The sequence below is a fragment of the Roseburia sp. AM16-25 genome (genome assembly GCF_003473825.1).
Taxonomy (GTDB): domain Bacteria; phylum Bacillota; class Clostridia; order Lachnospirales; family Lachnospiraceae; genus Pararoseburia; species Pararoseburia lenta.
On the sequence record NZ_QUCW01000003.1, the window covers coordinates 72,251 to 85,542 of the forward strand.

Consider the following 13,292-nt stretch of genomic DNA (forward strand, 5'->3'; position numbering starts at 1 on the left):
GGAAAGAAACAATGAGTAAAAACAAAAATGATGCGGCAGTAATGGCGCAATTTGAAGAAAATGCAAAAAGACCATTTGGTCTGAGAGATAAGATTGGTTATGCAGCAGGCGATTTTGCAAACGATTTAACTTTTGTTATCGCAGCACTGTTTATGATGAAATTTTACACAGATATCATGGGTGTTAGTGCAGCACTTGTGGGAACACTGATGATGGCAGCAAAAGTAGTGGATGCTTTTACGGACGTAGCTATGGGACAGGTAGTAGACCGTTCCGGATATACTGCAAAGGGAAAATTTGCTCCATGGGTACGTCGTTTCGCAGGTCCGGTTGCAGTGGCATCTTTTCTGATTTTCGCACCATACTTTGCAGATAAGCCAATGGGATTTAAGGTATTCTGGATGTTCTTTACTTATATCCTTTGGGGTTCTGTATGTTATACCGGTGTAAACATTCCATATGGTTCTATGGCATCTGCAATGAGCGACAAGCCAGAAGAAAGAGCAATGCTTTCTAACTGGAGAACCATTGGTGCTACAGTGGCACAGATTGTTATTGTTGTAATTCTGCCAATGGTTGTATATACGACAGATGCAGAAGGACATCAGGTGTTAAGTGGAAGCAAGACAATGCTGGCTTCCGGTGTATGCTCTATTTTGGCTGTTCTGGTATACCTCATCTGCTATCATCTTTCTACGGAGCGTGTAAAGATGGAAGCACCGGAAGAGAAGAAAAATGTATTTGAACTCTTCGGCGTATTGTTTACAAACCGTGCATTCGTAGGTATTGTTGTATCAGCACTTGTTTTCCTTTTGGTGCAGATGACACTTTCCGGAATGAACAACTACATTTATCCAAACTACTTTAACAGTGCAAAAGCACTTTCTATGAGTGGTCTACTTGGTTGTGGTGTTGTGCTTGTTATGTCAACTTTCGTAACAAAACTTGCTGCTAAATTTGGTAAGAAAGAATTGGCTGTTGTTGGTGCTTTTATAGGTGCAGGTTCTATGTTCATTGCATACTTTGTGCATACAACCAGCGTAGCCGTATTTATCGCACTTTATATGTTGGCATATGCGGGAATGTCATTCTTTAACATCATGTGCTGGGCAATGATTATTGATGTAATCGATGATATTGAAGTAAAGAAAAATATTCGTAGTGATGGAACCGTTTACTCTGTATATTCTTTTGCAAGAAAATTAGGACAGGCTGCTGCGAATGGATTAACAGGTCTTCTTCTTTCTATCGTAGGATATAGCAGTGCAACAGCATTTGATCCTGACGTTGTCAATGGAATTTATGATGTGACCACACTTTTCCCTGCAATTGGATTCCTGGTTCTTGCAGCATCACTTGCATTCCTCTATCCATTGTCAAAGAAGGCAGTGCAGGCAAACGTAGATGCTATTGCTGAGAAAAAAGCACAGTAGAGCTGATATTAAAAAAATATTATAGCAAGATATGTAAAAGAATGAAGTGAGAGACAGCAGAATTGGTGTAGATTTGCTGTCTCTTCTTTGTTAGTATGACAATATAAGAAAGAAATTGACAAAGGCTTAATATAATATGTAGAAGGGGATTTACCATGAAGATTGTAGAAAGATTGCTTGGAGTGGAAAAAAGAGCGCAGACGTTTGTACTATCGACCAACGTGATAGAGATGCGTATCTTGTTTTTGACCGACGATATTGTGCGTATTCGCGCAGGCTTTACAGGGGATTTTGCGGAGGAATCGTATTCGCTTGTGATGACAGCCTGGGAAGACCGCATGGATGAGGTTTTAAAAGGATATCGTCATAGAATTACGCCAGCGGATGCTGTGATGACAGAAGATGCATCCAAGGTGGTATTGCAGGGGACAAAGTTAAAAGTTGTGGTACAAAAAGATCCATTTCTTTTGCAGATTTACGATGAAGAGGGAACACTTTTGCACGAGGATATCCCATATCGCGGTTGGCTCTGTGACAGCAACGGACGGCGTATCCATACCTGTGTCATGGAAGCAGAAGATGATTACTATGGCTTTGGCGAGCGTACGGGGCAGATCAACAAGCGAGAAGCATTTATGCAGACGGCACCGGGAGACTGCATGGGCTATAATCCGGAAAAAACAGATGCCCTTTATAAGCACATCCCATTCTATCTGAAACTGAATGAAAAGACGAAAAAGGCAGTCGGTTATTTTTATCATACGACCTGGGAATGTGATTTTAACATGGGAAGATCCCACAGCAATTATACCAAGCACCACAGCACCGTTCGCATAGATGGCGGTGACATTGATCTTTTCTTTATTGCAGGACCGTCCATGAAAGAGATCGTATCACGCTATACCGATCTGACCGGAAAGTCTGTTATGCTGCCAAAGACAGCCTTAGGTTATCTGGGTTCTTCCATGTATTACCCGGAACTGCCAAAGGATGCAGATGATGCGATCGTTGGATTTATCGACACCGCAAAGGCAGAAGAAATCCCGATCGATGGATTCCAGTTGTCCTCCGGCTATTGCGAGATTGATGCCGGGGAGGGCATGAAGCGTTATACCTTCACCTGGAATAAGGACAAGTTCAAGGATCCGGCAGATCATTTCAAAAAAATGACAGAGCGCGGGATCACGGTTTCTCCGAATGTAAAGCCTGGAATGCTATTATCCCATCCTTATAAAAAGGATATGGAAGAAAAGGGCATGTTTGTCAAAGACTCTCAGGAAGATAAGCCGGCAGTCGGACTCTGGTGGGGCGGTATGGGAAATTATATCGACTATACCAAGGAGAGTGTGCGTCAGGACTGGAAGCAATATTTAAAGGAAAATCTCTTGTCTTACGGTGTGACTTCCGTCTGGAATGACAACTGCGAATACGAAGGGCTTGTGGATAAGGATGCCCGCGTGTTCTTTGAGGGAAAAGGGGCTACGATCGGGCAGGTCAAGCCGGTCATGAGCAACCTCATGTGCCAGTTGACCCAGGAAGCCGTCCATGAGACTTTTCCAAATACCAGAGCCTTTGCTGTGTGCCGTTCCGGTCATGCAGGCATCCAGCGCTATGCGCAGACCTGGGCAGGGGACAATCTGACCTGCTGGGAAAGCCTGAAATACAACATCGCGACCATTCTTGGCATGGGACTTTCCGGTGTGGCAAATCAGGGCTGTGACATTGGCGGATTTTACGGCACGGCACCGGAGGAAGAACTTTTTGTGCGCTGGGTACAAAATGGCATTTTCCAGCCGCGTTTTTCTATTCATTCGACCAATACGGACAACACGGTAACGGAGCCTTGGATGTATAGTGGCACCAAGCATCTGATCCGCGATGCTATCCAGTTCCGCTATCGCCTGTCTCCTTATATGTATGCGCTCATGGCAAGAGCGGCAAGGACGGGCGCGCCGATCATGGAGCCGCTGGTCTATGCCTTCCAGGAGGACGAGCATTGTTATAATGAAGGAACTACCTTTATGCTGGGCGATTCGCTTTTGGTGGCAAATGTGGTGGAAAAAGGTGCTACAGAGCGTGAGGTTTATCTGCCAAAGGGTACCATCTTTTACGATTTTGAGACGAGAGAAGCCTATGAGGGCGGACAGACCATCAGCATTCCGGTTACACTGGAAAGTATTCCAATGTTTTTAAAGAGCGGATCCATCCTGCCAATGGCAGAAAATCAGATCTATAATCTGGCGACGGAAAAGGTGACAGGCTTAAAGATCCTCTGCGTGCCGGATCAGGATGCAGCCTTTGATCTCTATGATGATGACGGCGCAAGCATGGACTATGAGCAGGGCGTCTACGTTAATATACATATTGAGATGAAAGCGGGAGAGCAGACCATACTTAACTTTGTAAAGACAGGAAGTTATGAAAGTCCGGTCGAGCGTATGCATATTGATATGGTGCATCGTGAAAAGTCGCCTTACTGGGTTAGGGTCGATGGTATGGAGGTGCCACATTTTCTCAATCGTTCGGACTATGAGGCGGTAGAGAGTGGCTGGTACTATAGCCAGACCTTAAAATCTGTCCAGATCAAGTATCCGAATATCCACAGGGATTATCAGGTTGTAGTTTCCTTTGAAGCATTTGATCTGATTGGCATGTGAAAAGTTGGAAAAGTTGAAAAAAATCGCAAAATCCGGTTGGAAAAGTTGAAAAAAACAATGTATTATTAGGGTGAAAATGTCCATTTTAAATAAGGATAAAGCCACCAACAATGGCGCTTTGTTTGAGAATGTGGTGGCGCAGGAATTGTTGGCAAAAGGATTTAAGGAGCATTACTTTAATAGCAAAAAGCAGGGAGAAAGGTGTATTTGCCTATCTATATGATTATGTTTCTGGAAGAGGAAACACTGGAACAGACCATATATCGTTTGGATTTGCATGGATTGGAGGATCACTCATGAATACAAATTATGAACACATCGTACATCCCTTTCCGCCCTTATATGACGAAGCATCAAAGATTTTGATTTTGGGAAGTCTTCCCTCAGTGAAATCCAGAGAGCAGATGTTTTTCTATGGGCATCCGCAGAACCGTTTCTGGAAAGTGATGGCTGCGGTATTACAGGTGGAAGTCCCAATCAGCATAGACGAAAAAAAGAAAATGCTGCATGAAAATCACATTGCACTTTGGGATACCATCTATAGTTGCGATATCATTGGATCGAGCGACAGCAGTATCCGCAATGTCACGCCGACAGACCTGCAGCCCATCATTGAGCAATCGCAGATCAAAAGGGTTTACTGTAATGGTGCAATCTCGGGAAAATATTTTAAGAAGTACCAGCAGAATGTGCTTGGTATGGAGGCGGTTACGCTTCCCTCCACCAGCCCGGCAAATGCGGCATACTCCGTGGAACGCTTGGTTTCTATCTGGAAGCAGATGCTGGAATGATCAGATCTGTATTTTTTAGTATGCGCGATGCATGGATGATCATATAAAATGCCATGCCAAGTACGATAAGACTGATAACGCCACCGCTAAGAGAAAGCATAAGATGGCAAAAAGCAGGCCTCCGAGTGTTCCCAACAGCATAGTTATAAATGTACTTTTTTTCATTATCATAAACCTTCCTTTCCATATTTCAACAATTTTTGTGTGTGATTACACGGTTGTTTGATGATGAAAGAATACACACTTCCTGTTTCACAAATATTTTTCTGATGTTAAAGTTTTGTTAAAGCGTATGGATCATAAACACAGGGCAATAGCGGAAAAAATTGCACTCAGGATGATTTTGTGGTATCTTCCTATTCAGAAGAATGAAAGATAATGAAGGAGGACGACATGGGAGAGATTCATAGTGTTGATGTAGAGGATGATCAGTTTGCTTATCGGTATGATACGCAACTTCTGATCGATCGTAGAGATGAAGATCTTGATGAAGATGAGATCGCAGATTATATAACTGATCATTTTGAAGGAAATTGTTTGATCGCAGCAGGAGACGAAGATCTGATCAAGATACATTTTCACACAAATGAGCCGTGGAAGGTTTTGGAATACTGTAATAGTATCGGGGAAATCTACGATATCGTAGTCGAGGATATGATCCGTCAGTCCGCAGGATTGCACGGATAAACATTTGTAAAAAATATTCATTTCAAGAGGAAAATACTTACAATAGTAATTGACATATGCCATAAATGAGAGTAGAGTAAGAATGGAAATATTAACTGGCATATGCCAATAACAAAGGAGCCGTAGCATGCCAAGACCGAGAAAGTGCAGAAAAGTATGCCACATGCCAAAGGTATGTAACTTTGTGCCTGTAGGACAGGATGAAAATCAGGCAACAGTCGTTTTGACGGTTGATGAGTTTGAAGCAATCCGCTTGATTGATGAGCAGGGTTTTTCACAGGAAGAATGCAGTAGTTATATGCAGGTGGCAAGGACAACAGCGCAGGCGATTTACAATACTGCCAGAGCAAAAATTGCGACAGCACTCGTAGAAGGCATGCCCCTTCGTATTGAGGGAGGAGACTACCGCCTTTGTGAAGGCAAGGAAGACGTATGTCATTGTGGCGGTTGCCAGAGACATAAGTATGGTGCCCGGTTTCAAGAGAAGGGAGAAAAGCAAATGAGAATCGCAGTTACATATGAGGATGGAAATATTTTTCAGCATTTTGGACATTCCGAGCAGTTTAAACTTTACGATGTAGAAGATGGTAAGATTGTAAATACCCAGGTTGTGGATACAAACGGACAGGGACATGGAGCACTTGCAGGATTTCTTACAGGTGCAAAGGTAGATGTGCTCATCTGTGGAGGTATTGGTGGCGGTGCACAGAATGCATTGGCACAGGCTGGTATCCAGTTGTACGGTGGAGTGGCAGGATCTTGTGATGCAGCAGTAGAGGCACTTTTGGCAAATAATCTGGGATACAACCCAAATGTAGAGTGCTCACATCATGGTCATGGAGAAGGTCATTCTTGTGGTGGTCATTCTTGTGGCGAAGATAAGCACGGATGTAGTGGAAATTAACGGAAATTAAGGAAGAAATTCCTAGGCACAACAGAATATTCTTGCTATAATATAACCACTGTGTATTTTTACGCAGTGGTTATTTTCTATTTCGGAAAAATACAAAATAACGATAAAAACAGGAGAAATTAAAAAGATGAAAAAGAAGAGTAATTTTAGCGGTCAGATCGGGTTTGTTCTGGCAGCAGCAGGAAGTGCCGTAGGCGTAGGAAACTTATGGCGCTTTCCTTATTTAGTGGCAAAAGACGGTGGCGGTCTGTTTCTGATCATCTATATCGTTTTGGTGCTGACCTTTGGATTTACCCTGCTGACGACAGATATTGCGATCGGACGAAAGACAGGACAGTCCGCCATAGCGGCTTATGAGACTATGCGGCCGGGATGGAAAAAACTGGGTATTCTGACTTTCTGCGTCCCAATGCTCATTATGACTTATTATGCCGTGATCGGAGGATGGATCCTCAAATATTTTACGGTCTATCTGACAGGCGATTTTGCGGCTGCAGCAAAGGATGATTATTTTACAGATTTTATCACAGACCCATCATCGGTCTGGTTTGGCTTGATCTTCATGCTGCTTACCGGCTTTATCGTTTATAATGGTGTTGAGGGCGGCATTGAACGATGCTCCAAATTTGTTATGCCGATCTTGCTTGTGCTGGTCATTGGTATTGCCATCTTCTCCCTGACTTTAAGATCAGGGGATGAGAGTGGAGCCGTGCGGACAGGTCTGGATGGACTCAAAGTCTATCTGATGCCGGATATGTCTGGGTTGACGCTATCGCGTTTCCTGCAGATTACCTTGGATGCTATGAGCCAGTTGTTCTTTTCCCTTAGCGTTTCCATGGGCATCATGATCACCTATGGTTCCTATGTAAAAAAGGAAGTGGATATCAATAAATCGGTTGCACAGATCGAGATCGTGGATACCGGCGTTGCTATTCTTGCCGGTATGATGATCATTCCTGCCATCTTTGTCTTTTCCGGTATTGATGGCATGTCTGCCGGACCTAGCCTTATGTTCGTGGCACTGCCAAAGACCTTTTACGCCATGGGAAAAGCGGGCTATGTGATCGGATTGGTATTTTTCCTTTTGACAGCATTTGCGGCGCTGACTTCCTGCATTTCCGTTTTGGAAGCCATCACGGCAAACTGCATGGAAGTATTTCACACTGAGAGAAAGAAAACGACAGGCGTCCTTACCATCATTTACCTGATTGCAACAGCAGTGATCGCACTGGGCTACAGTGTATTTTATGTCGAAGTCAAATTGCCGAATGGCTCGACCGGACAGTTACTTGATATTATGGATTACATCAGCAACAGTTTCCTAATGCCGCTCATTTCGGTATTTTCTACCATATTGGTCGGCTGGATCGTCGGTCCAAAATGGATCGCAGAGGAGATGGAGCACCCGAACGGCAAGTTTTCCAGAAAGCATTTATACAACATTATGATCAAGTATGTGGCACCGGTCATCATGGTAATTCTCTTCCTACAGTCAACCGGGCTTTTGGATCGCCTACTTGCTGTGGTTGCTTAAACGAAGCATAGGAGAAAGTGGGTATGGCGAAGATTATCTATTTTGATATTGATGGGACGACCGGTTTCTCTGGCAACAAAAGACCGGGATCTGGTAGATTATTATGCCATTGCCAATATGGAAGTGGAGGTTGCCCAAGATTTTGCGGAAGTGCAGAAGCAGGAGATCTATCACTATTGCAAAGAAAAGCATTTCATATAAAATCTGTTCATTTGGAAAATACAGGTGTACAATTATTTGCAGATAGTAAGAAACTGAAAGGCAAGTAAGAGGAGATGATTTTTGTGTGGGCAGTATTTGCAGTTCTTTCGGCAGTGTTCGCAGCTTTGACGTCTATTTTGGCTAAGATCGGTATTGATGGAGTCAATTCCAATCTGGCGACGGCAATCCGTACCATGGTGGTTGTTGCTATGGCATGGGGGATGGTATTTTTGACCCATACACAGAGTGGGATCACGGAGATCAGCAAGAAGTCCTGGCTGTTTTTGATCTTATCCGGTCTGGCAACCGGTGCATCCTGGCTGTGCTATTACAGGGCTTTGCAGATGGGAGAGGCATCTAAGGTTGTACCGATCGATAAGTTGAGCGTCGTTATCACCTTGGTACTGGCATTTGTATTTCTGCACGAGGAATTTACAGCCAAATCTTTGATCGGTTGTATCCTGATCGGCGTGGGCACACTGGTTATGGTCTTATAATCTGGACTGAAAAGTGATGGCAGATGTCCTGCTTTAGAAACATTCTAAGGTGTCATCCTCATCAATGTGCGTCGCCACATGTTTGATGTAGTAGATGGCATCTGCTACTTTTGGGACACATAAGAGGAGCAGGGAAAAACTGCCCTCGATCAAAAGATAACTGCTATCATAGACGATATTGTAAAATAAGTTGCTGAAAAATCCATCGCGGTAAGGCGGATAGAAAAGTTCTGCGGAAATGACATAGCAGGCGAGCATGGCGGCTACGCCGATGACATATCCCATGCGTAATTTATATGGTTCCGCCTGGATCCGTTCGTGATCGTCAATCGTATAATCGTTCTTTTGCCCTCGTTCCTGTAGAAATCCACCCAGACAGAAAACCCCATGTGCGATCGGGTATTCTAATAGGATAGACCAGATGTTGGGATTGATATATTCTCCGGTCAGATGGGTGATGCCCAAGCGGACAAAGCCAAATAAAACGGAGGCGATCAGACCATAGCGTGGTCCGTAGATAAAGGTCATAAGCCAAAGGATCATGAGGCTGAAATAGGTCAGACTTCCGCCCTGTGGCAGGACCAAAACTTTGATACTGGAACAAAGGACAGCCAGTCCGAATAAAAGGATGCACCAGAAGGGCTTATTGTTCCAAATTCCTTTTTCTTTAGCTGTCATAGTCTTTTAACTCCTTTATATGCATGCTGCCTTTACGCATCTTGCTGCGCATACGGTTGATGATGATGAGTACCAGAACAAAGGAAAAGGTACCGCAGATGATCAGGGTAGAAAAGGTGCTGCCGGCGTATGTAACGTCAATTCCGGCTTTTTTGTAAAAACCTTCCAAGAGTTCTACAACAAAATCCTGTACCTGGATTACGGCAAGGATGGTGGCAACGATGTTTAAGATGGTGCCGTTACGTTCTTCTGTCTGCGCACCCTTTAACTCAACGATATGTTCCAAAAATTCCTGATGTTCGTAGTAGGTTTCTTTTAGTTCTTTATTGCCAAAGGCTTCCACGATACACTGGGCTTCCTGTTGTGTCCCCCAATACTTATAGTTGTTCTTTTCCCAGAAACGGACAGTCTTTCCGAAATTGCGGTAGAGTCCCAGGATTTCCTGGTGGGAAATGTCGCCGTCATTGGCCAGAGCATTGGAGATCTGCATATTGACCTTTTCGATCGAAGTATTCTGGAACATGGCGAGGATTACGATAAAGGCATAAGTTGCCGTGATATCAATTCTTTCTTCCATGTTTTCAGAAAAGTTTTCCATGATACATGCGACGACCATTTCTGACATATAGACCTGATAATAGTCATACTGTGCATGATTGGTCTGACAGATCTGGGAAATATTGTCGCTGGCGATATGGAAATCCTGATGCTGGCTGTCGTAGGTTTCGCCCGCCATCATACAGCGAAATTCGTCTTCCTTTTCCGGGCGATCGGAAAGCAGGAGAAAAGCCTTGCCGGAACCGCATTTGAGCAGTCCATATTTATACTTGAGGTAGTCGTATAGATCGACGTAGTCCGGGATGGCTGCATATTTTTTTGTGTTGATGCCTAAATATTGCCCGGCATCCTTGGGACAGGCGATCCACAGGCTTTCGTGGCTCAACTGATCCAGCACCTGTGTGGTGGAAAAATCTTTGACAGTATCTTTTGGCAGAACCACAGTAAGAATATACATATGGGTTGGCTGGTGTGCCGTCAGTATCAACTGGCAAGTAGATGTCCCGACCACATCTGGATCTTCCCCGTGCTTGGGATAGTCATCCGTAGAATGTAAAAATTCGTACTGTCCCAGATATGCCATTCGCAACTCATCCACAACCACGTTGTTGCATTCATATTCCAGATAAGATTGTAAATTGTTTAAAAGGCTTCGGGAGAAGTCATCAGGCACGCTTGCATATGCTGTCTGCTTATCTAAGGATGCCTGTTTTAAGACCCCGAGTTCGTCCAAACGCCAGTTTTTCTGATTGTCCGCCAGCGGGAGCATCAGATAAATATCATTTTCGTAATTGGCCATGTAATCGTAATTCCTTTTTCTTTAGTTTTTGGAGGTTTTGTCCCTCACAGACGTAAACAATGTTGCCATCCTCTCTTAAGATGCGCTCCTGTTCAAACTGCATGCGGTGCAGCGCCTTGCGCCCATCGGGCGATACGGCGGTTGCGGTGATGCTTGTGATCGGATAGCCGGAAGTTTCCAAGCGGTTCAGATAGTCGATCCAGCCGTTGGACAGATCCTTGATGGCATCGGTATCCTTGAAATCCGGGTGCAGGGCAATGGATATGATAAAAAGATCATTGCCGGTCTGTTTCAGGGGTTCTAACTCCTGCGGTCTGATATCGTCATCGCGGATATGCTCGCTTTGGTAGCGGATATCTTCGTAGAGCGCCTTGGTACAGGGGATAAAATTGATATAGCCCGCCAGACGTCCGCTCTCGGTATCTTCAATACATACAAACTGTCGGGGATCGACCAGATAACGGGCAACCATGTTTTTCAGTTCGCCGACATAACCATCTTCTGCATAGACGATCTCGTCGATCTCCATGATGCGTTTCAGGTAATTTTCGTCAAAATCTTCGCCATATTGTAATTTAAAATTCATAAGGTCATGACCTTTCTGTTATTTTCTATTCATATCATAGCATATATTCTCATTTTTTCCACATACTAACGCAAAAGTGATAACACAGAAAATTTGGATGTTGGAGGAAGATGTTGATGAAAGCCACAGGTATTGTTCGGCGTATAGATGAACTGGGGAGAATTGTTGTGCCAAAAGAGATCAGAAGAACGCTGCGAATCCGGGAGGGCGATCCGCTGGAAGTTTATACGGACCGTGAGGGTGAGATCATTTTGAAAAAGTATTCTCCGGTGGGAGAACTGGCAAATTTTGCAGCCCAGTATGCAAAGGTGCTGGCGGAGACGACCGGTAAACTGGTCTGTATCACAGACATGGATCATGTGATCGCGGCTGCTGGCAATGGCAAGAAGGCATATGAGAACCAGCCCATCACGGGAGAGTTGGAAAGCCTGATCGCAGGACGGCAGGATTATCATGCAAAAAAAGCAGAGGATGTCATTCCACTGGTTGACAAAGCCCAGACGGAATATGCCGAGCAGGCGATTGCCGTTGTCAATGTGCACGGGGATATCATGGGTGCCGTTGTCCTTTTGGGGCAGGATGAGATTTCTTCCCTGGAGATCACTTTGGTACGCACGACTGCCGAATTTTTGGGCAGTATTATGGAAGATTAGGACGGACATATAGAAAAATTCGTAGCCTTGTTATCCTATAGTTGTGGTATAGTATAAAGTGCTGATAAAATAGCAGGCAAACCTATATAGGTAAGGAACAGAGGAGGTTTACGATGAAGTACGATTTTGATCAAGTGGTAGACAGACGAAATACCAATAGTTATAAATGGAATGTAAAAGAAAATGAACTGCCGATGTGGGTCGCAGATATGGACTTTCCGGCAGCACCGGAGATCCGCAAGGCTTTGCAGGAACGCCTGGATCATGGAGTGTTTGGCTATGCCGATCTGCCGGAGGAGTGGTATGATGCTTATATCAACTGGTGGGGCAGACGCCATGGCTTTACGATCGAAAAGGACTGGCTGCTTTTTTCTACAGGAGTCCTGCCATCCCTTTCGTCCATTGTGCGCAAATTGACGACACCGGCGGAGAATGTTCTCGTCATGACACCGGTTTATAATCATTTCTTTTCTTCTATATTAAATAATGGAAGAAATGCGCTGGAGAGCCTTCTGGTTTATGAAGATGGAGCCTATCATATTGACTTTGCAGATCTGGAGGCAAAACTTGCAGATCCGCAGACGTCCATGATGATCCTTTGCAATCCGCAAAATCCGGCAGGCATCATCTGGGATCGTGCGACCTTGGCGCGTATCGGAGAACTTTGTACCAAGCACGGTGTGCTTGTGGTTTCCGATGAGATCCACTGCGATCTGACCGATCCGGGCAAGGAATACATTCCTTTTGCGTCCGTAAATGAGACATGCCGGGATAATAGCATTACCTGTATCGCACCGACCAAGACCTTCAATCTGGCAGGCTTGCAGACATCTGCTATCGTCGTGCCAAATCCTTGGATCCGTCATAAGGTATGGCGTGGCATCAATACGGATGAAGTCGCTGAGCCAAATGTATTTGCGGTGACAGGGGCTGTAGCAGCATTTGACCAGGGGGCAGACTGGTTGGATCAGTTGCGGAATTACATTTATGAAAATAAGAAAACAGTCGCAGAATTTGTGGAAAATCAGATACCGGATCTGTATCTGCTGCCATCGGAGGCAACCTATCTTTTGTGGCTGGATTGCAGTAAGATCGCGGCAGACAGTCAGGAATTTGCAGATTATCTGCGCGAGAAGACCGGACTTTTTGTTTCCCACGGTGTCCAGTACCGCGGGGACGGAAGATCCTTCCTGCGTCTTAATATCGCCTGCCCGAAAGCGACGCTTCTGGATGGACTGGCACGTTTAAAAGCAGGTGTCCTATCCTATAAAGAGCAAAGATAAGAAAGATAGAAATAAGAAGATA

At 44.6% G+C, this 13,292-nt stretch carries 13 protein-coding genes; 10 read left to right on the plus strand and 3 right to left on the minus strand.

The features are described 5' to 3' along the window. Positions 1–11 precede the first annotated feature (11 nt). The 8 genes from DW183_RS07785 (at position 12) to DW183_RS07820 (ending at position 8,713) form a co-directional block, all read left to right on the plus strand. Complete coding sequence (locus DW183_RS07785; protein WP_243069543.1) at positions 12–1,433, plus strand: MFS transporter; 1,422 nt, start codon at positions 12–14, stop codon at positions 1,431–1,433. Between the two features lie 155 nt (positions 1,434–1,588). Further along, the gene (locus DW183_RS07790; protein ID WP_118281438.1) at positions 1,589–4,090 is read left to right on the plus strand and encodes a glycoside hydrolase family 31 protein; all 2,502 of its coding nucleotides are present in this window, start codon (positions 1,589–1,591) and stop codon (positions 4,088–4,090) included. 296 nt (positions 4,091–4,386) lie between these two features. Further along, complete coding sequence (locus DW183_RS07800; protein ID WP_118281439.1) at positions 4,387–4,881, plus strand: DNA-deoxyinosine glycosylase; 495 nt, start codon at positions 4,387–4,389, stop codon at positions 4,879–4,881. Positions 4,882–5,274: 393 nt separating this feature from the next. Further along, positions 5,275–5,568, plus strand: coding sequence for a hypothetical protein (locus DW183_RS07805; RefSeq protein WP_118281440.1), 294 nt, complete (start codon positions 5,275–5,277; stop codon positions 5,566–5,568). A gap of 127 nt (positions 5,569–5,695) precedes the next feature. Then, positions 5,696–6,472, plus strand: coding sequence for a DUF134 domain-containing protein (locus DW183_RS07810; RefSeq protein WP_118281441.1), 777 nt, complete (start codon positions 5,696–5,698; stop codon positions 6,470–6,472). A gap of 136 nt (positions 6,473–6,608) precedes the next feature. Further along, on the plus strand, positions 6,609–8,015 hold the full coding sequence (locus DW183_RS07815; RefSeq protein ID WP_118281442.1) for a sodium-dependent transporter: 1,407 nt from the start codon (positions 6,609–6,611) through the stop codon (positions 8,013–8,015). A 42-nt stretch (positions 8,016–8,057) separates the two neighbouring features. Next, positions 8,058–8,216: a hypothetical protein gene (locus DW183_RS12445; protein ID WP_158573040.1), complete on the plus strand. Its 159-nt coding sequence runs from the start codon at positions 8,058–8,060 to the stop codon at positions 8,214–8,216. 83 nt (positions 8,217–8,299) lie between these two features. Next, the gene (locus DW183_RS07820; RefSeq protein WP_118281443.1) at positions 8,300–8,713 is read left to right on the plus strand and encodes an EamA family transporter; all 414 of its coding nucleotides are present in this window, start codon (positions 8,300–8,302) and stop codon (positions 8,711–8,713) included. Between the two features lie 33 nt (positions 8,714–8,746). Here DW183_RS07820 and DW183_RS07825 read toward each other — a convergent pair whose 3' ends face one another. From DW183_RS07825 to DW183_RS07835, 3 genes are read right to left on the minus strand one after another with little or no spacing between them, the layout of a single operon-like run. Continuing rightward, positions 8,747–9,391 carry an energy-coupled thiamine transporter ThiT gene (locus DW183_RS07825; protein WP_118281444.1) on the minus strand — a complete coding sequence of 215 codons (645 nt, stop codon included), beginning with the start codon at positions 9,389–9,391 and terminating at the stop codon, positions 8,747–8,749. Beyond that, the gene (locus tag DW183_RS07830) at positions 9,381–10,748 is read right to left on the minus strand and encodes a hypothetical protein (RefSeq protein WP_118281445.1); all 1,368 of its coding nucleotides are present in this window, start codon (positions 10,746–10,748) and stop codon (positions 9,381–9,383) included. The genes DW183_RS07825 and DW183_RS07830 overlap by 11 nt, the downstream gene beginning before the upstream one ends. Then, positions 10,729–11,334, minus strand: a complete 606-nt coding sequence (locus tag DW183_RS07835) for a hypothetical protein (protein ID WP_118281446.1) — start codon at positions 11,332–11,334, stop codon at positions 10,729–10,731. The genes DW183_RS07830 and DW183_RS07835 overlap by 20 nt, the downstream gene beginning before the upstream one ends. 116 nt (positions 11,335–11,450) lie before the next feature. Between DW183_RS07835 and DW183_RS07840 the strand changes: the two genes are divergently transcribed. After that, the gene (locus tag DW183_RS07840) at positions 11,451–11,987 is read left to right on the plus strand and encodes a stage V sporulation T C-terminal domain-containing protein (RefSeq protein WP_118281447.1); all 537 of its coding nucleotides are present in this window, start codon (positions 11,451–11,453) and stop codon (positions 11,985–11,987) included. Between the two features lie 113 nt (positions 11,988–12,100). Continuing rightward, positions 12,101–13,270, plus strand: coding sequence for a MalY/PatB family protein (locus DW183_RS07845; protein ID WP_118281448.1), 1,170 nt, complete (start codon positions 12,101–12,103; stop codon positions 13,268–13,270). Positions 13,271–13,292: the final 22 nt, after the last annotated feature.

Coding starts and splice junctions, on each gene's coding strand:
- DW183_RS07810 (WP_118281441.1), top strand. CDS start 5,696: ATGCCAAGACCGAGAAAGTGCAGAAAAGTATGCCACATGCCAAAGGTA.
- DW183_RS07790 (WP_118281438.1), top strand. CDS start 1,589: ATGAAGATTGTAGAAAGATTGCTTGGAGTGGAAAAAAGAGCGCAGACG.
- DW183_RS07840 (WP_118281447.1), top strand. CDS start 11,451: ATGAAAGCCACAGGTATTGTTCGGCGTATAGATGAACTGGGGAGAATT.
- DW183_RS07785 (WP_243069543.1), top strand. CDS start 12: ATGAGTAAAAACAAAAATGATGCGGCAGTAATGGCGCAATTTGAAGAA.
- DW183_RS07830 (WP_118281445.1), bottom strand. CDS start 10,748: ATGGCCAATTACGAAAATGATATTTATCTGATGCTCCCGCTGGCGGAC.
- DW183_RS07825 (WP_118281444.1), bottom strand. CDS start 9,391: ATGACAGCTAAAGAAAAAGGAATTTGGAACAATAAGCCCTTCTGGTGC.
- DW183_RS07845 (WP_118281448.1), top strand. CDS start 12,101: ATGAAGTACGATTTTGATCAAGTGGTAGACAGACGAAATACCAATAGT.
- DW183_RS07815 (WP_118281442.1), top strand. CDS start 6,609: ATGAAAAAGAAGAGTAATTTTAGCGGTCAGATCGGGTTTGTTCTGGCA.
- DW183_RS07835 (WP_118281446.1), bottom strand. CDS start 11,334: ATGAATTTTAAATTACAATATGGCGAAGATTTTGACGAAAATTACCTG.
- DW183_RS07800 (WP_118281439.1), top strand. CDS start 4,387: ATGAATACAAATTATGAACACATCGTACATCCCTTTCCGCCCTTATAT.
- DW183_RS07805 (WP_118281440.1), top strand. CDS start 5,275: ATGGGAGAGATTCATAGTGTTGATGTAGAGGATGATCAGTTTGCTTAT.